This window comes from Novosphingobium anseongense (genome assembly GCF_037482895.1).
Classification (GTDB): Bacteria; Pseudomonadota; Alphaproteobacteria; order Sphingomonadales; family Sphingomonadaceae; genus Novosphingobium; species Novosphingobium anseongense.
The window spans coordinates 302,824-325,759 of the sequence record NZ_JBBHJZ010000003.1; the positions used below are offsets into that span (position 1 = coordinate 302,824).

Consider the following 22,936-nt stretch of genomic DNA (forward strand, 5'->3'; position numbering starts at 1 on the left):
TGGCCTCAGAATCCTTGAGGCCTCCGCACTCGGTGGAGAACGGAGGCCTCGGGATCGGGTCACCACCGGTTTGCGGGGGGTGGGTACGGGAGGGCCAGTGGTGATACTGGCAAAACCCGATCCCAGGCCTTTGGTTCCGCGACGGGCGAAAAATATTTCGCGAGGCGCGGAACAGACGCTGTGTTAGGACGTCAAGGGATTTAGGAGAGGATGCCAAACGCGCCAGTGAACAGCCCAAATGGCCGGTGCTCTTTGACTATACCTTTCTAAACCCGTGTATTCTTGTTGAGGTATTCCATGTCGATGGCTGACCAGATTGCGGTCCAACTTCCCTACCTGCGCCGCTATGCACGTGCGCTGACCGGATCACAGACTTCGGGCGACACCTATGTGCGCGCCACGCTCGAGGCGGCGTTGGCGGACAAGGATCTGCTCGACCAGATCGGCGAGAGCCGCGTTTCGCTCTATGCGGCGTTCAACCGCATCTGGTCGACCGGCCATGTCGAGGCCGCCGTGGCCGAGGTGGATGAAGGCGGCGCACATGAACAGCTTGCGCAGACTCGTCTGTCGCATGTCACGCCGGCACATCGCCAGGCGCTGCTGCTGACGACGCTCGAGGATTTCACCTCGGAGGAAGCTGCGATCATCCTCGACTCATCGGTCGACAAGGTCGACGCAATGGTCGTCCAGGCGATCAACGAAATCGAGAGCGAGACTGCGACCGACGTCCTGATCATCGAGGACGAACCTTTGATCTCGATGCAGCTCGAAAACCTCGTCACGGATCTCGGCCATCGCGTCATCGGTACGGCTGCCACGCGCAGCCAGGCGCTCGAGATTTTCTCCGAGCATCCCGCCGGGCTCGTTCTTGCCGACATCCAGCTTGCCGACGGCAGCTCGGGGATCGACGCTGTCGAGGATCTGCTCAAGTTCGGTGACCTGCCGGTGATCTTCATCACCGCCTATCCCGAAAAGCTGTTGACCGGTGAGCGGCCCGAGCCGACCTACCTGGTTACCAAGCCTTTCCAGGAATCGACGGTGCGCACCGCGATCAGCCAGGCGCTGTTCTTCGGTACGAGCCGCCCGCTGGGCTGACGTCGTTCCGGCACGCTTGGCTTCACTTCACACCCTCCCTAACGGGAGGGTGTTTTGCTTTGGGGACCTTGCTTTGCCCGCTTCGTAACCGAAACCCGCTCACCCTGAGCGTGTCGCAGGGTGTTGGCGCAACGGTTGCGCCTGGGGCTCAGCACGACCGGCTTCGGGCGGCTTCCTCTATCGCGTGGAGCGCAGCGCGAAGCTCGTCAGCTTGCGCACGGGGACCTGCAGCGTGCATTCGACACCTTCGGGATCGAAGCGCAGGTCGACCTTCGATCCGAGTTCGTGGGCCACGATCTTCTCGAGCAGATCACGGCCGAAGCCGCGCTTCTTCGGCGCGATCACGGGCGGGCCGCCAGCCTCGCGCCAGTGCAGTTCGGCGACATCGGGCGCAATCAGCCGCCATTCGATATAGACGCGCCCCTCCGACGTGCTCAGCGCGCCGTATTTCGCGGCGTTCGTCGCCAGTTCATGGATCGCCAACCCCAGTGACATCGCGTCGTTGGGCGCGAGGTTGATCGCCGGCCCGGCCATGTCGATGTGTCCGTCCTTCTCGCCCATGTAAGGCGCGAGTTCGCTGCGGACGATCTCGGCAACCGGCGCGTCGGTCCAGTCGCTCTGCGACAGCAGGTCGTGCGTCGCCGAAAGGGCGCGGATGCGACCGGTCAGGCTCTCGGCGAAATCGTCGAGGTCGACCGATCGCCGCCGCGTCAGCGCGACGATCGACAGGACATTGGCCAGCGTGTTCTTCACCCGGTGATTGAGTTCGCGGGTCAGCGAGTTGCGGATCGCCGACTGGTCGCTGAACCATTCGAGCACGATCCGGTCCTCGGCCGAGCGCTTGGTGATCAGCCGCGCGATGAACATGACCAGCACGCCGAGCACGGCGCCGAACACCAGGGTCGCGCGCGACAGCGCCGACAAGGTCCGCGCGCGCTTGAAGCTGACGCTGACGATCCAGGGCCGGTTGGCAACGACGATCCGCCGATCGAGCGAGACCGCATTGTCGCCATCGATCAGTCGCGCTGCGAGCAGCCGGTCGGGCCGGCGCATGCCATCGTAGATTGCAATCTCGACGCCTCGATCGCGCACCAACTCGACCGCCGAACCCAGGAACTCGCGCGCGCGGAAGGGACTGTAGACGAAGCCGCGCACGCGGCGCTCTGCGCCTTGCCCGGCGAAGACCGGCATGTAGATCAGAAATCCCTTGGCTTCGGGCGCACCACGATCCTGCACCAGGTGGACGAGGCCCGAAGCCACCGGCTGCCCCAGCGCGGCGGCGAGGTTCATCGCTTCGCGGCGGACAGGCTCCGAATACATGTCGAAGCCGACCGCGGCACGGTTGGCGTCGGTCTTGGGTTCGACATAGACGATCGGCACGTAGACTCCGCGCCCTGGCTGGACCCCCGGCTTTACGTGGTAAGCGGGGTCCACGACATCCTGGACTGCCTTTTCGAAGCGCGCGAAGTCGTCTGCCGGGGTCCAGCGGGCCCAGGCGATGCCCATCGAGCCGTGGTAGTCATTGTCGCTGTAGAGGCCCTTGGCGATCTCCTCGAAGGCTTCGGGAGACACGCGGTCGTTGGCGGTGAAAAGCGCCGCGCCCGCGCGCAGGATGGCGATGTTCTCAGAGGCGCGACGCTGCAGACCGGATGCGAGCTCGGTGACGTTGCGGTCGAGCTCGATCTGGCGGCGCTCGGCCTCAGCGCGCTCTATGGCCATGACGCTGAGAAGCGTACCCGCGGCGACGAGCAGGAACAGGAGGAGCGGCCAGCCGCGTGGGTAGCGGTGAAACCACGCCTGTTTTTCGACACGGGCGAGCAGCGCTTTATCCATGACGCCTCAAATACAAATGGGGATGACGGTCACGGACCTGCGCAAGTGCCCCCCTTCGACTACTTGGCAAGCTTTCGTCGGCAATGGAACCATGTCCAGTGTCGAAAGTTCCATTGCTGACTGTCGCAATGAGCGGTGTGCTTGACGCTCCGGCGGATTGGAAGGAAATAGGACCTTGCAAGATGGAGTTTGTTTTGAGCCAGCCACCGGGAATGAATGACCGGAAGCCTAGTCAGGTGCGTTCGGAACCGGCACGCGATCGCGCGGAGCCGGGCTGGGCCGATGGCCTGAGGCAGCTCTACAACTCCGTCGTGCACGAACCCCTGCCCGACAGCTTTGACGATCTGCTCAAAAAGCTCGACCGGGCGAAAAATGAGCGTGACTGACGGCTCGATCGCTCACGACGACGAGGTCTTCAAGCGCGATCTGCTCGCCGTTCTGCCGCACCTTCGCGCCTTCGCGCGCGGCCTTTGCGGCCGTCCCGACTTTGCCGACGACCTTGTGCAGGAAACCGCGATCAAGGCCTGGACCGCGCGCGAGCGTTTCACGCCCGGGACGAACATGCGTGCCTGGACCTTCGCGATCCTGCGCAATCATTTCCTCAGCGAACTCCGCCGCAACCGCCATCAGGCCGACTACGATCCGGATTCGGCCGAGCGCCTGCTGGTGATCGACGCCGATCAGGAAGCACCGCTGCATCTCTCGGACATGGAAGTGGCGCTGATGAAGCTTTCGCCCGAACGGCGCGAAGCGTTGCTTCTCGTCGGAGCCGGCGGCTTCACGTACGAGGAAGCGGCCAAGATCAGCGATTGCGCGGTCGGTACGATGAAGAGCCGCGTCGCCCGCGCCCGCGATCAGCTCGCGCGATTGCTCGACCCCGAGCGCGACACGATCATCGTCGAGCCCGAGAAGGTCTGACGCCACAAACCAAACGGCCCGCCGATCTGGCGGGCCGTTCTTTTGATTTCAGCTTTGGATCAGCTCGCGTTTTCAAGCTTGCCCGTCGACTGCTCGACCTCGCTCGGATAGCGCCAGACGCTGCCACGCTCGAAATTCTCCGAAGCGAAGCGCCAGTTGATCAGTTTGTCGAGCACCGCCTTGATATAGGCGGGGCGCTTGTTCTGCACGTCGAGGTAATAGGCGTGCTCCCAGACGTCGATCGTCAGCAGCGGAATGCCGCTGTCGTCGCTGAACGGCGAATGGGCGTCGTGTGTCGACACGACCTCGAGGGTGTCGCCCTTGGCCACCAGCCACGCCCAGCCCGAACCGAAATGTCCGACAGCCTCGGCTTCGAGCTTTTCCTTGAGCGCGTCGAGCGACCCGAAGTCGCGATCGATCGCCTTCGCGAGCGCCCCACTGGGCGTCGTCGTCTCCGGAGTCAGGCTGTGCCAGTAGAAGCCATGGTTCCAAACCTGCGCGGCGTTGTTGAACAGCTTGGGATCGTCCTTCGCGGCCTTGACCACGTCGTTGAGTTCAGCGTCGGCGAGCTTGGTGCCGGCGATCGCGTCGTTTGTCTTGTCGACATAGGTCTTGTGATGAGCGCCGTGATGCAGGTCGAGCGTCCGCTTCGAGATATGCGGTTCGAGAGCATCGGCGGGATAGGGCAGGGGAATGAGCGAAATGGTCATGGATCAGGTTCCTATGATGCTTGCCCTTCAAACCCCTCGTGCCCTTGGCTGGTTTCTGCGCCCAGCCCGGACGTGCAAAAAAGATGACGGGCACATCGGCCCGTCATCCTCTTGTATCGTAGGTCTATGGCTTAACGCGTCGAGCCGCGACGAAACAGATTGATGATCGCCAGCAGGACCACCGCGCCGAGGAACGAGGCGAGCAGCGACATGAAGTCGAAGGCGCCGCTGGTGATCGGCGCGCCGCCGATCAGCGGGGTGATCAGCACGCCCGCGATGAGCGCGCCGACGATGCCGACGACGATGTTGAGCAGGATGCCCTGCTGGGCGTCGGTGCGCATGACGATGCTGGCAAGCCAGCCGATGACGCCGCCGACGACGAGTACGAGTATGAGAGTCATGGCACGCAAACTCCTGTCAGATGTGTAGAACCTAACGACAGGGTTCGGAATTTGTTCCCGTTGCGCCGGGCGGCGCCCACCGGTGGCGCGGGCGGCCTGGCGTGGCGCGATGGCGGTATTTGGGCAGTGTCGGCGGGGTGGCTCGATTTCGCGGCTAAGTGCTTGTCCCGCTTTGAAACAGTGCCCGGCAAAGGGCGAGACAAGGGAGCTCCGGCGTTGTAAGACGGTCGAGTCCGCCGCCCATGACCACGGGTGGCAGATCTCGAAAAACACGACTGTCTTGCCCCCGCTCCGGCGGGGGCTTTTTTGTGTTAAGCCTCTGAGACCTCAGGCGGCGCGCTGAAACTCGCTCTGGAACGTGGTCAACAGCCGCGGCACACGCAGCGCCGGCATCGCCTTGCCGTAGAGATAGCCCTGTCCATAGGTGCAATTGCGCGACAGCAGATGCCGCTCCTGCTCGCGAGTCTCGATCCCTTCGGCGACGATCTCGATGTCGAGGCTGTGCCCCAAGTTGATCACCGTGTTTATGATGGCCTGGTTCTGCGGATCGAGCGCAAAGTCGTGCAGGAACGAACGGTCGATCTTCACGATGTCGACCGGGAACTGCTTGAGGTGCGACAACGAGGCGTAGCCCGTGCCGAAGTCGTCGAGCGCAACGCGGATGCCGGCATCGTGGAGCTGCCGTAGCGCCCGCTCGACATATTCGGCGCCGCGGCCAAGGAACACGGTTTCGGTGACCTCCACCTGCAGGCAATCGTGCGGCAACGACAGCTCGGCCAGGCTGGTGAGCAGCCGATCGGAGAAATTCTCCTGGCGCAGATCCGACGCGGTGACATTCATCGCGACATGGCCGAACGGCAGGCCGCGATCGAGCCAGCGACGCATGTCGATCAGGATTTGGCCGAGCATGCGATCGGTGATCTCATGCGCGAGTTCCAGGTCTTCGAAAGCGGCAGCGATCGTGCCCGGCATCTGCACGCCCTGGGTCGGGTGCCGCCAGCGCAGCAGTGCTTCGAAGCCGGCGACGCGACCCGTGCTGAGTTCCACCTTGGGCTGGTAGTAGGGCACGATGAAATCGCTGCTGAGCGCATGACGGGCCAGCGAAAGCTGGCGGCTGCGCTTCTCGACCGCCGATTTCATGGTCTGACGGAAGACCGCGATCTGCCCCTTGCCGCGCGCCTTCGCCTCGTAGAGCGCGATGTCAGCGTGCTTGAAAAGTTCCTCGGCGCCATCGCCATGGCGCGGCGCGAGCGACGCGCCGATGCTCACACGGCATTCGTGCGGCCGGCCCTCATAGAGCCATGGCTCGCGCAGGCTGTCGAAGATCCGCTCGGCCAACGCCACCGCGCCCGGCTCGGTGCGCACGTTGCGCGCGATGACCGCGAATTCGTCGCCGGCCAGGCGGGCGACGACGTCGCCCTGGCGGACGGCGCGGCTGATGCGCTCGGCAACGGTCTTCAGCAGCCGATCCCCGGCGTCGTGTCCGAGCGTGTCGTTGACCGTCTTGAAGTTGTCGATGTCGAGCGCGAAGAGCGCGAAGCCTTCCTGCCCGGCCTGGCGGACATGGCGATCGAGATGGGTCTGGAACTGGGCGCGGTTCGGCAGTTTGGTAAGGTCGTCGTGCGATGCCTTCCAGCGAACCTTGTCCTCGATCTCGCGCTTTTCCGAGACGTCGCGCGAGATCACCATGTAGCGGAACGGCCAATTGTGGTCGTCCGGCAGCCGCGAGATGATCGAGTCGAACCAGCGGGGCTTGCCCGCCGCGTCGGGATAGCACAGCGTGAAGCGCCCGCTGCCCTCGTCGCGCGCCGCAGCCAGGGCGGCGTCGCGATCTGCCCGAGTGCCGTTGTCGAGCAGATGGCCATACGGCTTGCCGATGATCTGCGATACGTTGTCGAGCCTGTAAGCACGCAGCAGCGCTTCGTTGGCGAAGAGCACGGTGTGGTCTTCGTCGAGCAGCGAGATGCAATCGGGGTTGGCCGAAGCCACCAACCGGCTGAACTGTTCGCTGTTGCGCAGTTCGATCTCCTGCTGGCGTCGCGCGATGTCGCTGCGGTAGAGCACGATCGCGCAGGCCAGAAGCAGGGTCGAAGTGACCATGACATTGCCCATGACCTGCAGTGCCATCCCCGCCTCTCGGCCGTAGAGCCCGTTGCGCTCGCCCAGGATGCGGAGCACGCCCACGGTCAGCGGGATGACGATGATCAGCGGCAGGGTGATCCGGAACATGGCGCCCGAAGGACCGCGGTCGCGCAGCACCAGCATGAGGCCGATGTCGCGCGACAGCGCCATGACGGCGAAGCCGATTGCCTGGAGACCGATCGCCGTGGGCTTGGCCATCGGCAGATAGGTTCCGAAACGGTTGAAGTAGAACAGGCTGAAGGTGTGGCCGACCAGCACGAAGGACGCGCCGAGCATGACCCACATCGCCAGGAGTTGCGCGCCCTGACGCGTCAGACGTCCGTGGGTCTGGAGCAGGCAGAGCGCCAGTCCTGCGCACATGAGCGCGACGGCGGTGTTCGGTGCCATCCGGCTCGGGCGCGGAACGATGCCGCTGTCGAGCAGGTCGGTGAAGATCAGGCGATCGACCGGGATTCCGCCGATCACGATGTCCGCAATCTTCGCGGCGGCAATGGCGATCACCAGCAGCGCAGCGCCCATGGCCCAGGGCCGCTGGCGTAGCGCGGTAAAGGCAACCGAGGTGCCAGCCAGAATGAGCCCGATGGCCGTCGCCGGATTGAGGGTCGTGTATTCGATCAGTTGGACGCGGAGGACGTCGCTGGCAAAGACCCAGCCCGACATGCCGAGCAGGCCCATGGCAATCGCCAGCGCGGCGCAGACGAAGATCGCTGCCTGCGTGCGCCGCGTGCCTTTAAGGCGAGCAATCAGGGACTGGAAGCGCTCCATGCTCGTTCGGTTTCCTATTGCCTGCCCTGGTCAGGCCACCATTTTTCCAAGTCCGCATGCTCTTGGACCGGTTTTGGTTGAGATTTCGCTAAGCCTGTTTCGGCCCGGTGAGCGGGGATTGGCCGGGGCGGCAGAGGTGCTTGACCGGCCCGTCGCCGCGCTTGACGACCCGAAGTGCGCCCCGCACCTTTCGAGGAAATCGGGCGGAGGATCGGCGCATGTTCCTGAGGAACCACTACCAGAACGCTTACATCACGCATGATCTCGAAGCGGCGATGACGCTCGTCAGCGATCGCTGGGGTGTGAAGGACTGGATCCGCTTCGAGCCCGACATGGTGCTGGCCACGCCTACGGGCGACAAGGAGGCCAGCGTGCGCGTGGCGCTCGGCTGGTGCGACGACGTGCAGATCGAGTTGATCCAGCCGGTCGAGGGCTGGACCGATCCCTATGCCTGCGTGCTCGGCGCCGACAGATCGGATCCGACACCCGTCTTCCACCACGTGGCCGTGCGCCGCGACGACGAGGCGCAGATGCGCCAGGAGATCGCCGACCTGGGGCTGCCGGTCGTGTTCGAGGGTTCGGTGCCGGGCCTCGTCTTCATCTATCTCGACGCGCGCGAAAGCCTCGGGCACTTCTTCGAATATGTCTGGGCCGATGCCGAGGGCTGGAAAGGCCAGGGCTGGCCCGAGGGCAAAGCGGTGAAGGCCTGAGGCGAGTGGCCCGGGCTTACCCGGGCCGCCGCTTTACCAGACCGGCCGACCCTCTGGCCAACCTACGAACTGCCAAGCCTCGGGGCTCTTCCAGGTGAACTCGACGTAGTGGCCAAGCGACTTGCGGCCGTCGAGATAGATGAAGATCAGCGGCGGGATATCGGCCTCGCTGGTCAGCGGCCCCTCGAAAGCGAGCGGCAGGCCCAGCGCGGCGATCTCCTTGCGCATCTCGGCCTCGTCGTCTCGGCGCAGCGAGATGTGGTGGAAGCGCGGCACGCAGTCGGTCTTATCGCTCGGCAGCATCGCCAGGTAATCATCGACATAGCCTGAAACGGGCTGGATGATCTCGATGTTGAGCCCGCCGGCCCAGTAGGACGCCACGCGGTTCGCCATCGGCTGATTGCCCTTTGGCGTCTTGATCGTCAGCACGGGATCGATCCGCTGGAACGGCTCCATGTCGTACTGGTTGCCGATGATCTCGATCGCCTTGTCGAGATCGTGGGTGACATAGGCATTCTGCATGTGTCCGCGCAGGAACATCATTGTATCTCTCCCTTACTTTCCGCGCCAATCTTCGGCGATTGGGCCGAAGGCCTCGGCGATCTTTTCCTCTGACCAGCCGTAGTCCTCGAGCTCGTAACCGTAGGAGCCGAGCTTGTGACGCGGGTTGTCGATGTCCCATTGGCGCATCGCGGCCTCGCCCCGCGCGGTCCAGGGCAGGCCGTGCGCCGCATAGACCTCGCGTGCGACGCTGATGCCATCGGTCACGCAAGTCCGGTAGTCTGCCTCGATCAGCCGCACCTCGGAACCCTTGGCCTGGCGCTGTTCGAGATAACGCTTCGCCTCATAGGCCCAGATGTCGACCGTGTACCGGCCGACGAATTGCGGATCGAGCGGGTCGAAGGTGTTCTGCAGGATTTCGGTGCCCATGCGCATCGACGAGCCCATCGTCTTGTAGATGTCGCGTCGCGAGATCACGAAGGTCGCGCGCGGGAAGACCTCGAGAACTTCGAGGAATTCGCCGGTGTTGCAGGGGTTCTTGAGCAGCCAGGGCCGGTCGTTCTTGCCGCCGTTCTGCCACTGCAGGTACTTGAGCTGTTGCTTGAGGTACTCTTGCGACGGCACGCGGCTGCGCGAGCGCAGCCAGTCGAGATAGGAATAGTCGGGCGCGGTGATGAACTGGCCGATGTTGTCGAAATTGGCGATCGGGATGAAGCTCGATTCCTCGGCCTCGTCGGCGGCGAACTCGTGCATCTTCTGATAGGTTTCGCCGGTGTTGGTCACCGCGTTCATCATCCGCGCGGCCCATTCGCGGCGGGGCGAGGGATCGCCACGCATCTCGCCGGGGAACGGCGCGGGGTTCCACATCGCCCAGGCCGGGGTCGCCTGCAGCGCCGGATCGGCCGAGAGGAAGCGCTGCAGCTTGGTCGTGCCCGAGCGCGGCAGGCCGAGCACGACGATCGGATCGTCGACGTCCTCGTCGAGGATCTCGGGATGCCGCGCGACGTCGGCTTCCCAGCGCAGCCGGTTGACCAGGAAGCGCAGCGAGTTCGCGTGCATGATCTGCACCCCGCTCAGCGAGATGGCGATGTTGTGCGGGATCGCCAGGACGCGATGCAGGCCCTCGAAGAAGCGTTCGTCGCGGAACGAACTGGCACCCGTGCCGGCCTCGGCGAAGGCCTGGTCGAGCAGCGGCTCGAAGGCAAAGGCCTGCTTGGCCTGATCGAGTTCAGAAGTCATGGAAACGCCTCCGGTAGACCGAGACCAGCCGCGCCTCCATCTGCGCCTGCCGCTCGGCCGGGCTGATCCGCGGCATGTCGGCGGAAATGTGCTGTGCGAGCTCGGCCAGCGGCACCACCTTGACCCGCGGCTCGGCCTGCTCGCTCTTGGTCTCGAAGAAGCGGAAGCCGACGAGGTGCGTGGTGCGGCCCGAGCAGTCGAACCAGTTGGGCAGCCCCGGATCGTTCCAGCTGGCGATGAAGCGCACCTTGCCGTCGGCCTCGTAGTGGACCTGTGCGAGGTTGTAGTTGAGGAGCCGCGCCCACCAGTCGCCGGGCTCCCACTGGAGCTGGGTCAACTCGACGTTCCAGTATTCGCAGTCGGGCTTGTCGACTTCGATGATCACCGCCTCGTCGGGCCGGCAGCGGAGGGCGCCCGAGAAATAGTCGGTGCCGGCGAAAGCCCCGGGGACGACGAAGCGCGCGATCCGGTCGGGTGGCGACGCGAGGTGGCCCTTGACGCCAGCCTCGCAGAAATCGGCGTGGACGCGCAGCAGGTCGACGAGGCGCTTGAACCGCTCTTCCGAACTCTCGCGCGTGAGCAGCGGCGCGGGGAAGACCTGGTTCTCGCAGGTCAGCATCAGATTGGCGGGCTGCTCGGTGAACCAGTCGGCATAATACTGGCGGATATGCATCTCGCAGCGGCCCTCGGGCAGTTCGAGCCAGACCTGGCCGGGGCCGAGGTCCGCGGGCCGCTGGTGGCTCAGCACGACGTCGATGTCCTGGCCCGCGGCGAATTGCGGCGTGTCGACGTTGTTGGCGTTGCCGATCATCTTCCAGCCGCCGACGAAGTCGCACGAATGGCTGTTGTAGGTGCTGATCTGGAACACCGCGCAGGAGCCGCGATGGCCCTTGAGGCGATAGGTGTGGGCGCCGTGGAGGATCGCCGAATGGTAGTTGCAGTCGGTCGATTGCAGCTGGAACTGGATGCGGTTGGTGCCGCCCATCTTGGTCAGGGTCGGGTTGCCGTAGTCGCCCTCGACATGCGCGGCGTGGCCGAAGCTCATGTTGCGCAGCAGGTGGCGCAGCGCCTCGTAGGTGTTGATCTCGCGGTCTTCCGCGGGCCAGCCGACTATCTGCTTCTTCAGCGAATAGCGCATCGATTCGACGAGCTTGTCGATCTCGCCATAGGCATAGGCCAGCGCGCCCTCGTCCGACGAGAAGTCGGCGGGCGCGCGCTCGGCGCTATCGACGACAGGCACGAAATTGTCCTGCGACATGCCACTCGAATTGTCGGTCATGGGTGTTGCCTCAATGCTTGTCGTCGAGGGGGTAGGTACGCGCCGCGCCGGTCTTGGGCAGGGTCAACCCCGTGCCGACCACAGCGCCGCCGTCGGCGACGAGCGCGTGACCGTTGACGTAGGACGATGCCGGGGAGACGAGGAATTCGAGCACCGAGGCCATCTCGTCAGGATCGGCCCAGCGCTGCAGCGGCACCTGGCGCTTCAGCGAATGATAGTGCGGCGGCAGATCGGCCTCGGCAACGCCGTCCTGACCTTCCATGCCGGCGATTGCGGTTCGGGTCGGCCCGGGGCAGAGCGCGTTGATGCGGATGCCTTCCCAGCCGATCTCGCGCGAGAGCGACTGGACCAGGCCGATCAGCGCGTGCTTGGTCATCGAATAGGCCCAGTTTTCGGCCTCGCCACCCACGCCCATCGTCGAAGACGTCACCGCGATCGCGCCACCGCCGGCCCGGCGCAGCAGCGGCAGCAGCGCGCGGATGCCGAGCACGGGACCGACGAGGTTCACCCCGAGAATCCGTTGAAACTGGGCGAAAGGCAGGCCGTCGATCGATCCGCCGCCGCCGATCCCGGCGTTGAAAATAGCCGCCCGAACACCACCAAACCGCGTTTCGGCCTCCGCTGCGATCCGCTGGTTGTCCGCCTCCGACGATACGTCGGCCGCCAGCGCCACGACGTTGGCCAGACCCTGCGTCCAGGCGAGCTTGCCCGCGTCGTGATCGACCGCGAGCACTTGCCAGCCGGCCGCGGCCAGCCGCTCGCAGGTCGCCCGGCCGATGCCGCCGGCCGCACCGGTGACGACTACGTTTTTGCCTTCGCTCATCGCGCTTCTCCCCTCACCGCGGCCCGATCTGCCAGCCGCCGCTTGCGTCGATGACCTGGCCGGTGATCCAGGCGGCGCGGTCGCTGGCGAGCCAGGTGATCGCCTCGGCAATGTCGCGCGGCTCGCCCATGCGGCCGAGCGCGGTGACCGAGGCGATCCAGTCGCGTGTCGCCTGATCCTGTTCGAGATCGAGGCTTTCGCCCGAATATTCGCCGCGCGTCAGCCCCGGCGCGACCGCGTTGATGCGAATGCCGAGCGGCCCGAGCTCGGGTGCCAGCGTGCGCGTCAGCTGGTTGAGGCCGGCCTTCGAGGCGCCGTAGACCGAGAGCTTCTGCGTGGGCACCAAGGTGTAGTGCGAGGCCGTCGACGAGACGACCACGACGTTGCCCTTGCTCGCTTCGAGGTAGGGCAACGCCTGCTTGAAGAAGCGCGTGGTCGCGGCGAGGTTGGTCGCGAAGATCGTCTCGATCTCGTCGTCGCTGGTCTCGGCGAAGCTCTTCCACAGCTGGGCGCCGGCATTGCTGACAAGCACGTCGAGCCGGCCGTGGCGATCGATCACGGTCTGCAGTGCGCGGGCGCGACCTTCGGCGCTGGTCAGGTCCATCTGCACGTAGCTGATGCTGTCGGGTGCGAGCGCAGAAACCGCCTGCAAGGGCGCTTCGCGTCGCGCGGCGATGACGACCTTGGCGCCCTCCTCGGCGAACATCAGCGCCGTGCCCTTGCCGATTCCGGTGCCCGCGCCGGTGATCAGCGCGATCTTGCCTTCGAGCATGCCCATCGCGACTCTCCCTCTCACGGAATAATCTGTGGGAATTAGGATTTGCGGTCAAGCGCGCCACGCTTGACCGTCAGGGCAAGGTACTTGGCTCGCCGGGAAGCAGATCCTGGGTGTCGATCGACAGCGGCGCGGTCAGCGCGCTCGCGCACATGTCGATCAGGTTCGCGGCGATCAACGCGATCTCGGCGGGCGCGACCTTGTCCTGGCCCAGCCGCTCTTCGGCGATCGCCAGGACCGAATGGATCATGTTGATCAGATAGCCGATGCGCAGCCGGCGGACGGCCTCGGGCAGATAGCCGATCAGCCGCTCGATATGATCGTAGATCTCGACGCTGAACGGCGTCAACTGGCGCGCGGTGCTGTAGTCCTGCCGGAACCGTTCGTATTGCTGCATGAAGCGAATGTAGAAATTGCCCCCGTCGCGCGGGTGCAATTCCTCTGCCAGCGGCATGATGAAAGCCTCGAGGTAGAAGCGCAGGTCGCGCTTGCCCGATCGTTCCTCGAGCATGACGCCGCGGCGCCGATCGAGGTCTGGCCAGCGGTACATCAGCACGGCATGGACCAGCCCCTCACGCGAGCCGAAGTGGTAATGTGCGGCCGACATGTTGCGCTGGTTCGCCGCCTGGTTGACATGGCGCAGCGCCACGGCCGCGATCCCGCGCTCGGCAAACAGGCGCTCGGCCGCCAGGATCAGCGCGGTCTCGCCGCCACTCGCGGCCTCGGAAATTCGCCTTGCCTTCTCGGTCAACCTGCAGTCCGTCCGCTCGCTTGATAATTCGTAAGGATTAGGACAGGTTTGGCGCCTTGCCAAGCCGTTCGTCTGTCAGCGGCGGCAACGAGGAGCGTGTGCGATGAAGGTGGGCATCACCTGCGGCGGCATCGGCCCTTATGCTGATGGCCATTTCATCCGGCATTCGGCGCGCGCCGCCGAGGAGGCGGGTTTCGCGCATTACTGGCTGCCCGAGCATGTCGTCCAGTTCGCCGCCTATCCCGATAGCGCCTACCCCTATGCCGCGGGTTCGGGGCAGGACATGCCCGAACAGTCGGACGATGCGCCGCTGCAATGGGACGACGACACCTATGCCATGGCCGACGTGCGCGCGCCGCTGGTCGATCCGGTGATGGGCATGGCCTGGGCCGCGGCAGCGACATCGACGATCGAGGTGGGCAGCAACATCCTAGTCCTGCCGCAGCGCAATCCGCTATCCCTCGCCAAGGAACTGGCCTCGCTGGACTCGTTCTGCGGCGGTCGCGTGGTGCTCGGCGTCGGCGTCGGCTGGGCCAAGGAAGAGTTCGACGCGCTCGGGCTCGACTTTCACACGCGCGGCAAGCGCACCGACGAGGCGATCGTCGCGCTGCGCCGCCTTTGGCGCGACGAAAGGTCCAGCTATCAGGGCGATCACTTCGCCTTCGCCGATGCTTATTCCTTCCCCAAGCCCAGGCGCCCGGGCGGCGTGCCGATTCTGATCGGCGGCGAGAGCAAGCCCGCCATGCGCCGCGTCGCGCGGTTGGCCGACGGCTGGCTGCCCTACAACCTGCCCGTGGATCAGGCGCCTGCCGCAATCGCCGAGCTCAAGGCGATGACGCGTGAGGCCGGCCGTGATCCGGAGGCGCTGCGGATCATCAAGATCGTCTACAGCAATGCATCGCTCGACGATCTCAAGCGCTATCGCGACGCCGGTGTCACCGAATTCAACCTCGCTTCGAGCGGCGAGCTTCCGCGCGAACAGGCGGGTATTAAGGCCAAATTTGCCGAATTCGCAGAAACGATCGTGGCGCCGATCGAGGATTTATAAGCACTTGCCTTGAATCGGCCGATGCGGGTTAGCAAAGTGGCAAGGTCGTTTGGCAACCAGTCCGGTAAAGCTCACTACAAGGCATTTCGCCCAAACAGGGATCGTCAGCCGTCGTGTGAAGGGCACTGCGGCCGGCCCCAGTAGACCCGCGCCCCCGCTTTGCCAGCGGGGGCGCACCTGGGATGGGGAGCGGACGCAGGCTAGATGCGCTGGCGTTCCGCGGCGATGTTTTCGAGAGCCTTGCTGACGCGACGATGTTCGCTTGCGAGCTTCGATTCCTGCTCTTCCGAAATCGGATCTGACGCGCTCATTCCTTCGGACTCTGCCTCGAGCCGCTGATCGAGATCCTTCTGCCACTGGCGCAACAGTTCCTCGCGGGTGTCGAGATCGAGCGCAATGTCCTCGCGCAGTTCTTCCGGGCTCGAATAGTGGCGGCGCGGATCGGGCGCCCTGGCCGACGCGGCGTCGCTGGTGACGGCCTGCGCTGGCGCGGTTTCGGCGATGTCACTCATGATGATCTCCTGTGCTCACGGCCACTTTCGGGCCGGTGAGGGAAGAACGTGACGCATGCGAAAGCGGTTCCCGGCGATCGTCGAGATCATGAGGTTCCGTGTAAAATTGCGCACTCGGGAACCATCGCGCATCGAGAACAGTTAACGGGGTCAAGGATTAACAAGCGGAGGTTATCGCATGGCGGTGGAGATGAATGAGGCGGCTGATACGGCCGAGCGCGAATTCGCCCCCCTGAGCGACAGGGATTTCAAGCGCGCGCTCACCGAAGTCGCACCCCATCTTCGTGCCTTTGCTCGCGGGCTCTGTGGATGTCGCGATCGCGCGGACGACTTGGCTCAGGAAGCGCTGCTGCGTGCCTGGGCTGCACGTGAGCGTTATCGCGCAGGCACCAACTTCAAGGCATGGACCTTCACGATCTTGCGCAACCACTTCTACAGCGAAGCGCGCCGTGCTCGCTTTCATGGTGATTACGACGAGGGCGTTGCCGAGCGCGTGCTGCGCGCACCCGCCTCGCAGGAAAGCGCGGTCGAGCTCTCGGACGTGCTGCGTGCGCTGGCCGTCGTTCCCGACACTTATCGCGAAGCCCTTATCCTGGTCGCCATCGGCAGCCTTTCCTATGAGGAAATTGCCGACATCTGCGGAATCGCGTTGGGTACGGTGAAGAGCCGGATTTGTCGCGCTCGTGCAATGCTGAGCCACGTTCTCGCTTCGGGCAAGTTGCCGGACTTCCGTCACAACTTCGTCCTGTCGGGCGATGCGGTCGGCGCGTTCTTTGACGAACTGGCGCGGATCGCCAACCCCCAGGCTCTGGAAGCCAGGGCGGCCTGAAAAAGCAGATGCTGCAAACGACGACCCGTACGAGCGCCAACGTCCTTATCGTCGAGGACGAGTTTCTGGTGGCGCTCCAACTCGAAGACATCCTTACCGATGCTGGCCACAAGGTGGTCGGCATCGTTCCGGATCAGGCTTCCGCGCATGCACTCGACGAATGGCCCGAAGTGGCGCTCGTCGATCTCAATCTGCGTGACGGGCCGTCGGGTCTGACGATCGCGCAACAGCTTGCAGAGCGCTATGGCACGGTGATCGTCTATGTCACGGCGAACCCTGCACAGATCGGTACGCCGGCACCCACTGCGCTGGGCGTGGTGCAGAAACCGTTTTCACACCACGCGATTCTGGCGGCCGTGTCGATGGCGTTGAACGGTGAGGCCGAGAACGTGCCGCCAGAACTCAATCTCTGCTTTCGCGCGGCCAGTTGAACTCTCTATTTTGACGGTGGCGCCATGAACGAAGCTGTCCTCACCGGGCTGCAATATTACGGCGCGATCGCGGCGACGATCGCGGCTCTCCTGGTCTCGCTCGATCTCGGTCGGCGATGGACCGGCTATGCCATGGTGGTGTTCGTGACGTCCTCGCTGGCGCTGATCGTCTGGGGTTTTCTCCAGCCCGATAGCGAGGGCATCGGCATGCAGAACGTGGTCCTTCTGGTCATCAACGGGGTCGGCGTCTGGCGCTACTTGCTGTCTCCGCACCGCAAGGATGCGGCGGGCGATCGCCCGCATGAGCCCGCGCCCGTCGCCTGATCGGAACGTCGCCATCGATATCGGCTGGGGGCATTCCGGAGTGCTCCCCACCAGGGTCGAGCATTCGGCGATCTGCGCCATCGCTTCGTCCGAAAATTGTGCAGTGCAAGAAACCTTCGCCGACGCAGGTCGTTGAATGGTCAGCGGCGTGCGGGCGGACGTGCGTCTGCAATCGAGAAGGGTCAATCATGGAGAACGTGCTTCTGGGGAGTGATGGCGATCGGCCGGCCTGCGATCCTGCCTTGGCGGTCGTTTCACTCGAACCCAGGGCTCTCGCTTCGTATAGGTCTGCGCGATCGATGCGCGTGGCGTTGGTGGGCAATTTCGCCCCGCGCAAATGCGGTATCGCAACCTTCACCACCGACATCGTCGATCAACTCGGCATTTTCCAGCCCGAGACCCGGCTCGACGTCTATGCGCTTCAGGACCTCGACGATCCGGTCGACCACGATCAGGCCCATGCTGAAATCCTGCGTTCAGAGCGCGCTTCCTACGCCGAAGCCGCGCGCCGCATGAACGAAAATGGGGTCGATGCGGTATGGCTTCAGCATGAGTTCGGTATCTTCGGCGGCGACAGCGGCGAACATGTTCTCGGTCTGGTCGAGCGGATCGCGGCGCCGCTGATCGTGACCCTCCACACGGTGTTGTCCCAGCCTTCGAAGAAGCAGGACGTCATCACGCGCCGCCTCGTGGCGCGCGCAAGTCATATCATGGTGATGTGCCAGACCGGGCGCCGGCTGTTGATCGAGCGTTACGGCGCGCAGAGCGACCGCGTCAGTGTAATCGAGCACGGCGCGCCCGATCGGCCGTTGCGCCTCTCGCACGCGGAAGAAAAGCACACTCCGCGCAAGCTGATGACTTTCGGTCTGCTGGGGCCGGGCAAAGGGCTCGAAACCGCGATCGAGGCTTTGCCCGCCATCGTCGCGCGCCATCCCGACGTGGTCTATCGCATCGTCGGCGTCTCGCATCCCAACGAATTGCGCCGTCATGGCGAGGCCTATCGTCAGAGCCTCGAGGCGCTCGCCAAGAGCCTTGGCGTGGGCGATCATATCGAGTGGGTGAACCGCTTCCTCGACGCCGACGAACTCGTCGCGATGCTCGAGGACTGCGACATCTACATGACGCCCTATCTCAACCTTCAGCAGGCGACCTCCGGGACGCTGAGCTATGCGGTCGCGCTGGGCCGGGCGATCGTCTCGACCCCCTATATCCACGCACGAGAACTGCTGTCAGACACGGGCGGGATGCTCGTCGAGCCCAACGATTCCGAGGCAATCGCCCAGGCCGTCACGCGGCTGCTCGATCATCCGGCGGAGCTCGAAGCGCTGCAGCTTCGCACCTATCGTCGCGGGCGGCAGACCATCTGGCGGCATTTCGCCGCCAATGCCAAGGCCATGCTCGAGTCCGCCGTCGCCCCGGGCCGCGCCGTGCCGGCCGCGGTCGAGCGCGTGGCGCCGGGACTGGCGGCCTTCGACGCGCTCTGCGACGGTACCGGCATGCTCCAGCACGGGCACTATGCGGTGCCCAACCGTCATCACGGCTATTGTCTCGACGACAACGTGCGTGCGCTGATGCTGGTGAACCGCGTGCCCTGGCGCAGCCCCGGCGAGGAACTGCGCCGGGCCAGCACCTTCGCATCGTTCCTGCAATACGCGTGGAACCCGGATGCAAAGCGCTTCCGCAACTTCATGAACTACGACCGCTCCTGGTGCGAAGACATCGGATCGGAAGATAGCAATGGCCGGACGATCTGGGCGCTCGGCGATACCGCGGCGAACTCGCGCCTGGCCGGCATGCGCAACTGGGCGGCGCACGGCTTCGCCTCGCATGCCGAGATCGCCTTCGAGTTCGAGGCGCCGCGCGCCATCGCTTTCGCCGCGCTAGGGGCGGCCGCATTGCTCGAAGTCGATGCCGGCAACCGTACGGCCCGCGCGATCGTCGAGCGATGCGGCGATCTGCTCGACAAGCTGCTCTGCGGCACGCGTCGGCCAGACTGGACCTGGTTCGAGACTATCATCGGCTACGACAATCCGCGCCTGTCGCAAGCGCTCATCGAATGCGGACGGGTGAGCGGGCGGCCGGACTGGATCGAAGCCGGGCTCGACAGCCTGCGCTGGGTCATGGCCAATCAATGTGGCGCCTCGGGCCAGTTCCGCCCTGTCGGGTCCGAAAGCTTCGGCCGAACCGGCGATATCCTGCCATTCGACCAGCAGCCGCTCGAAGCCTGGGCGGCGATCGACGCCTGCGTGACGGCACGGCGCTGCGATCCGGCATCGTCGCTTTGGCTCGAACACGGGCGCCGGGCTTATCGCTGGTTTTTGGGCGAGAACGATCGCAACGTACCGCTGGCCGACCTGCAACTCGGTTCGTGCATGGACGGCGTCACGCCGCTTGGCGCGAACCAGAATGTCGGCGCGGAATCTTTGCTGGCGTTCCAATTGGCCTATTATGGTTTCGAGCAGTTGCTGGGATGTGCCCCCGATTGGAGGGAAGATGCGGCTCAGAGCCATTAAGGACGAGATGGAAACCACGCCAGAGCCCGGTTCTGGAGGTGGTCTGCTGAAACTGCACGAGCGCAAGCTGATGGCTGCGCCTTCGCGCGTCGTGATCCGGCCGTTCCACCTGGGTTGGCAGGCCTCGGGGCACAGCTCGTCGCGGGCCGGCCGGCTCGTGTCCGACATTCTCGCGCTCAGCGATGAACAGGTTCACGAGGAATACCGCGCGATCCTGTCAGACTTCTCGGAACGCCATTGGCAGACCGAGCGCGTGTTCGACGAACGCGCGAAGGAAGTCGCCGAAACCGTACGCCTGCCGAAGAACCTGTCGGAAGAGCGGCGCCGGCTGATCGGAGCCTATTTCTGCCACGAATATTCCTACGCCGCCGCGGCGCTGATGAATCCCAGCGTGGTCGAGCATCCCGATCAGTCGGGACTGACTGGCGGCGCGGTCCGCTTCGTCATGTCGTTGCGTTCGGTGGGCGAGGGGCACATCAGTTCGATCGCCTTTCGTGAGGGTATCGTCGAGCCCGACGGTTCGTTCGACCTCTGGCCGCAGCCGAATGTCGCGACGGCCTTCTCGCTGATCGACAAGAGCCAGATCGATTCGAAAAGCGAAGTGGCAATCTGTCGTCACCCCGAGTCCACGCTGTCGGGCTCGGTGATCTTCCCGATCACCGAGCAGCAGAGCAATGGGCTCGAGGATCTACGCCTGGTCCGGTTCGTCGATGACAACGGCGATTTCGAATGGGTCGGCACCTATACCGCCTTCAACGGCCGCGAGATCCGCTCGGAGATTCTCCATACGCGGGATTTCCGCAACTTCACGCTCGGACCGATCGAAGGCAAGGCCGGACGCAACAAGGGTCTGGCGCTGTTCCCCGAGAAGCTCGGTGGCAGCTACTACATGATCGGCCGACAGGACGGGAAGAACCTCTACCTGCTGTCTTCCGACAAGATCGACCGCTGGGACGACGATGGCGTGCTGCTGCTCGAGCCGAAGTTTCCCTGGGAATTCATCCAGATCGGCAATTGCGGCAGCCCGATCCTGACCGATCACGGCTGGCTGGTGCTGACCCATGGCGTTGGCGCGATGCGCAAGTATTCGATCGGCGCGCTGCTGCTCGACCGGCACATTCCGTCGAAAGTGCTCGCGCGCAGCGAGAAGCCGATCCTCTCGCCCAAGGACAGCGACCGCGAGGGCTACGTGCCCAATGTCGTCTACACCTGCGGCGCGATGAAGGTCGGCGAGACGCTGTTCATGCCTTACGGCATCTCGGACAGCGCGATCGGCTTCGCGACGGTCGGGATCGAGGAACTGATCGCCTCGCTGGGGTGAGGCATCAGCGCGCCATCATCGTCTTGGGAACGCGCGCCTCGACGCGCAGACCCTCGTCGCGCCAGTCGTGTCGCAGGGTGCCGCCCAGCTGACGCGTGATGCTCATATCGATCAGATGCGAACCGAAGCCAGAGGCCGGATGGGGGGCGACCGCCGGGCCGCCGGCCTCGTCCCAGACGAGCACGACGTGGTCCTCGCCATCGGGTGCGACGGTGATCGTGACGTGGCCGTCACTTGCCGCCAGTGCGCCGTATTTGGCGGCGTTGGTCGCCAGTTCGTGGAAGAACAGTGCCAGCGGCGTCGCCGAACGATCGTCGATGCGCACGTCGTCGCCGAACACCGTCACACGCTCTCCCGGGGCCGCCTGATAGGCGCCCAGCAGGCTTTCGAGCATCCCGAACAGGCTGTTGTGCGAATGCGCCGATCGCGATTGCTCGCTATGCGGCCGCACGAAATCGTGCGCGCGGCCCAGGGCGAGCACGCGCTTCTGAAGATCGCCGCCGACTGCCTCGAAGGTCGGATTGCGGCGCAGCGACAGCGTGATCAGGCCGCTGATCACCGCGAAGATGTTCTTGATCCGGTGGCTGAGTTCGCGCGTCAGCAGGGCGTGCTGATCGGCGGCCAGCTTCTGGTCGTGAATGTCGGTGCAGGTGCCTAGCCAGCGGTAGACCGTACCCTCCTCGTCACGCATCGGCATGCCGCGCACGAGCATCCAGTGATAGACGCCGTCGGCGCGGCGCAGGCGATATTCGAGGTCATAGCTGCCGCCGCTGCGCACGGCCTCCTGCCAGGTGGCGCTGACCTGGTCCACGTCGTCTGGGTGGAGGAACCGCATCCAGCCGTCGCCCAGACTCCTCTCGACGGGCGCCCCGGTATAGTCGCACCACAGGCGGTTGAAATAGTCGGAGCGGCCGCTGGAAAGACTCGACCAGACCATCTGCGGCATGACATCCGCCAGGATCTGGAAGCGCTGCTCGAGGTCATAGAGCGTCGTCTTAGAACGCGCGGCTTCGGTTTTTCGGCGACCATCGAGTCGCCAGCGCTCGAGCAGTCCCATCGCGGCGTCGGCCAGCGTGCGCAGCGCTTCGATCTGGTCTTGCGACAGATCTGGCCGCGGTCGAGTATCTATCACGCAAAGGGTGCCGAGCGGCGCGCCTTCGAGCGAGCGCAGCGGCTGGCTTGCGTACAGCCGAATGCCCGGCGCACCCGTCACCAACGGATTGCCGTTGAAGCGAGCGTCCTCACGGGCGTCGGGCACGACCATGCCAAAATCGGCCAAGCGGCCGAGATCACAGAAGGCATGCTCGCGCGCGGTCTCGGTCAGTTCCATGCCGCTGCGGCCGACGAAACGCTGGCGATCGGCCTCGACGAGGCTGACGAGGCCGATCGGCGTGTCGCAAAGTTTGGCGGCAAGCGCCGCCAGCCTATCGAGTTGCTCGGATATCCCCGCGCGATCGACGGGGTAGGAGCGGAGGATGGCCAACCGCCGAGCTTCGGCCCCCGCGGTCGCCCAGTTTTCACTCACGTCTCGCTACCCCTTTACTCCTCAGACCAGGCCGGTGGCGTGCTGGCCCAGCTCGCTCGACTTGACCTCTTGTCCCGTCAGCATCTTGAACGTGCCGAACAGGCCGAGTTCGACGGTCCAGACCTCGGCGTCGTCGATTTCATAGCGCAGCATCTTGAGATTGGGATCGTTACGACCCTCGGGGAACCAGGCTTCAACCTCCTTCGACCAGTGCTTGTCGATCCGCGCCTGGTCGGTCTCCTCGACGAGCGTGCCTGCGAGACAGGCGAAGACATCGTGGCCCTTGGCCGAGAACTGCCCCATGGCGCGGCCGCCAACGGCGATGCGATTGTCCTTCGAGGTGAAGAACCAGATCGTATGGATCGCTTCCTTGTCCAACTGGGCGGTCATCGGTTCGGCATGGCCGCCGTTGTCTTCGAGCCGCAGCATGATGAACGGGCTCTTTTCGAACGCGTGCCAGAATTCCTCGCGCAGTTCCTTTTTCATCGGAT

General features: G+C 64.6%; 23 protein-coding genes. 10 read left to right on the forward strand and 13 right to left on the reverse strand.

Going from position 1 to position 22,936, the window contains the following annotated elements:
- Nucleotides 1-297 precede the first annotated feature (297 nt).
- Nucleotides 298-1,095: a response regulator gene (locus tag WG901_RS15445; RefSeq protein ID WP_339587989.1), complete on the forward strand. Its 798-nt coding sequence runs from the start codon at nt 298-300 to the stop codon at nt 1,093-1,095.
- A gap of 177 nt (nt 1,096-1,272) precedes the next feature.
- On the opposite strand, the gene WG901_RS15450 is transcribed toward WG901_RS15445, so the two are convergent.
- Nucleotides 1,273-2,928, reverse strand: coding sequence for a CHASE domain-containing protein (locus tag WG901_RS15450; protein WP_339587990.1), 1,656 nt, complete (start codon nt 2,926-2,928; stop codon nt 1,273-1,275).
- Nucleotides 2,929-3,026: 98 nt separating this feature from the next.
- Between WG901_RS15450 and WG901_RS15455 the strand changes: the two genes are divergently transcribed.
- Together WG901_RS15455 and WG901_RS15460 are read left to right on the forward strand one after the other, a co-directional pair.
- Nucleotides 3,027-3,314, forward strand: coding sequence for a NepR family anti-sigma factor (locus WG901_RS15455; RefSeq protein WP_339587991.1), 288 nt, complete (start codon nt 3,027-3,029; stop codon nt 3,312-3,314).
- Nucleotides 3,301-3,846: a sigma-70 family RNA polymerase sigma factor gene (locus WG901_RS15460; RefSeq protein ID WP_339587992.1), complete on the forward strand. Its 546-nt coding sequence runs from the start codon at nt 3,301-3,303 to the stop codon at nt 3,844-3,846. Before WG901_RS15455 ends, WG901_RS15460 begins: the two co-directional genes overlap by 14 nt.
- Nucleotides 3,847-3,905: 59 nt before the next feature.
- Here the strand turns inward: WG901_RS15460 and WG901_RS15465 are convergent, their stop codons facing one another.
- The 3 genes from WG901_RS15465 to WG901_RS15475 form a co-directional block, all read right to left on the reverse strand.
- The gene (locus tag WG901_RS15465) at nt 3,906-4,556 is read right to left on the reverse strand and encodes a superoxide dismutase (protein ID WP_339587993.1); all 651 of its coding nucleotides are present in this window, start codon (nt 4,554-4,556) and stop codon (nt 3,906-3,908) included.
- A 131-nt stretch (nt 4,557-4,687) separates the two neighbouring features.
- Nucleotides 4,688-4,957, reverse strand: coding sequence for a GlsB/YeaQ/YmgE family stress response membrane protein (locus WG901_RS15470; protein WP_339587994.1), 270 nt, complete (start codon nt 4,955-4,957; stop codon nt 4,688-4,690).
- A gap of 327 nt (nt 4,958-5,284) precedes the next feature.
- Nucleotides 5,285-7,864, reverse strand: a complete 2,580-nt coding sequence (locus WG901_RS15475; RefSeq protein WP_339587995.1) for a putative bifunctional diguanylate cyclase/phosphodiesterase — start codon at nt 7,862-7,864, stop codon at nt 5,285-5,287.
- A gap of 218 nt (nt 7,865-8,082) precedes the next feature.
- Between WG901_RS15475 and WG901_RS15480 the strand changes: the two genes are divergently transcribed.
- Nucleotides 8,083-8,574 carry a VOC family protein gene (locus tag WG901_RS15480; RefSeq protein ID WP_339587996.1) on the forward strand — a complete coding sequence of 164 codons (492 nt, stop codon included), beginning with the start codon at nt 8,083-8,085 and terminating at the stop codon, nt 8,572-8,574.
- A 33-nt stretch (nt 8,575-8,607) separates the two neighbouring features.
- On the opposite strand, the gene WG901_RS15485 is transcribed toward WG901_RS15480, so the two are convergent.
- The 6 genes from WG901_RS15485 to WG901_RS15510 form a co-directional block, all read right to left on the reverse strand.
- Entirely contained in the window at nt 8,608-9,117 is a 510-nt protein-coding gene (locus WG901_RS15485) for a VOC family protein (protein WP_339587997.1), read from the reverse strand.
- Nucleotides 9,118-9,129: 12 nt separating this feature from the next.
- Nucleotides 9,130-10,314, reverse strand: a complete 1,185-nt coding sequence (locus tag WG901_RS15490; protein ID WP_339587998.1) for a sulfotransferase family protein — start codon at nt 10,312-10,314, stop codon at nt 9,130-9,132.
- The gene (locus WG901_RS15495) at nt 10,304-11,593 is read right to left on the reverse strand and encodes a hypothetical protein (protein WP_339587999.1); all 1,290 of its coding nucleotides are present in this window, start codon (nt 11,591-11,593) and stop codon (nt 10,304-10,306) included. The genes WG901_RS15490 and WG901_RS15495 overlap by 11 nt, the downstream gene beginning before the upstream one ends.
- Nucleotides 11,594-11,603: 10 nt before the next feature.
- Entirely contained in the window at nt 11,604-12,416 is an 813-nt protein-coding gene (locus WG901_RS15500; RefSeq protein ID WP_339588000.1) for an SDR family NAD(P)-dependent oxidoreductase, read from the reverse strand.
- 13 nt (nt 12,417-12,429) lie between these two features.
- A complete protein-coding gene (locus WG901_RS15505) occupies nt 12,430-13,194 on the reverse strand; it encodes an SDR family NAD(P)-dependent oxidoreductase (RefSeq protein ID WP_339588001.1) in 765 nt (254 codons plus the stop codon).
- A 70-nt stretch (nt 13,195-13,264) separates the two neighbouring features.
- Nucleotides 13,265-13,942 carry a TetR/AcrR family transcriptional regulator gene (locus WG901_RS15510; RefSeq protein WP_339588002.1) on the reverse strand — a complete coding sequence of 226 codons (678 nt, stop codon included), beginning with the start codon at nt 13,940-13,942 and terminating at the stop codon, nt 13,265-13,267.
- A gap of 103 nt (nt 13,943-14,045) precedes the next feature.
- Here WG901_RS15510 and WG901_RS15515 point away from each other — a divergent pair, with 103 nt between their 5' ends.
- Complete coding sequence (locus WG901_RS15515; RefSeq protein WP_339588003.1) at nt 14,046-14,990, forward strand: TIGR03619 family F420-dependent LLM class oxidoreductase; 945 nt, start codon at nt 14,046-14,048, stop codon at nt 14,988-14,990.
- A 200-nt stretch (nt 14,991-15,190) separates the two neighbouring features.
- Here the strand turns inward: WG901_RS15515 and WG901_RS15520 are convergent, their stop codons facing one another.
- Nucleotides 15,191-15,502 carry a hypothetical protein gene (locus WG901_RS15520; RefSeq protein WP_339588004.1) on the reverse strand — a complete coding sequence of 104 codons (312 nt, stop codon included), beginning with the start codon at nt 15,500-15,502 and terminating at the stop codon, nt 15,191-15,193.
- Nucleotides 15,503-15,680: 178 nt separating this feature from the next.
- Between WG901_RS15520 and WG901_RS15525 the strand changes: the two genes are divergently transcribed.
- The 5 genes from WG901_RS15525 to WG901_RS15545 all read left to right on the forward strand — a co-directional run bounded on the left by WG901_RS15525 (nt 15,681) and on the right by WG901_RS15545 (nt 20,920).
- Complete coding sequence (locus WG901_RS15525; protein ID WP_339588005.1) at nt 15,681-16,331, forward strand: sigma-70 family RNA polymerase sigma factor; 651 nt, start codon at nt 15,681-15,683, stop codon at nt 16,329-16,331.
- An 8-nt stretch (nt 16,332-16,339) separates the two neighbouring features.
- Nucleotides 16,340-16,762 carry a response regulator gene (locus tag WG901_RS15530; protein ID WP_339588006.1) on the forward strand — a complete coding sequence of 141 codons (423 nt, stop codon included), beginning with the start codon at nt 16,340-16,342 and terminating at the stop codon, nt 16,760-16,762.
- 24 nt (nt 16,763-16,786) lie between these two features.
- Nucleotides 16,787-17,086: a hypothetical protein gene (locus WG901_RS15535; RefSeq protein WP_339588007.1), complete on the forward strand. Its 300-nt coding sequence runs from the start codon at nt 16,787-16,789 to the stop codon at nt 17,084-17,086.
- 299 nt (nt 17,087-17,385) lie between these two features.
- Complete coding sequence (locus WG901_RS15540; protein ID WP_339588008.1) at nt 17,386-19,599, forward strand: glycosyltransferase family 4 protein; 2,214 nt, start codon at nt 17,386-17,388, stop codon at nt 19,597-19,599.
- Nucleotides 19,580-20,920: a glycoside hydrolase family 130 protein gene (locus tag WG901_RS15545; protein WP_339588009.1), complete on the forward strand. Its 1,341-nt coding sequence runs from the start codon at nt 19,580-19,582 to the stop codon at nt 20,918-20,920. The genes WG901_RS15540 and WG901_RS15545 overlap by 20 nt, the downstream gene beginning before the upstream one ends.
- Nucleotides 20,921-20,924: 4 nt before the next feature.
- On the opposite strand, the gene WG901_RS15550 is transcribed toward WG901_RS15545, so the two are convergent.
- On the reverse strand, nt 20,925-22,445 hold the full coding sequence (locus WG901_RS15550; RefSeq protein ID WP_339588010.1) for a PAS domain-containing protein: 1,521 nt from the start codon (nt 22,443-22,445) through the stop codon (nt 20,925-20,927).
- 21 nt (nt 22,446-22,466) lie between these two features.
- Nucleotides 22,467-22,931 carry a pyridoxamine 5'-phosphate oxidase family protein gene (locus WG901_RS15555; RefSeq protein WP_339588011.1) on the reverse strand — a complete coding sequence of 155 codons (465 nt, stop codon included), beginning with the start codon at nt 22,929-22,931 and terminating at the stop codon, nt 22,467-22,469.
- Nucleotides 22,932-22,936 lie beyond the last annotated feature (5 nt).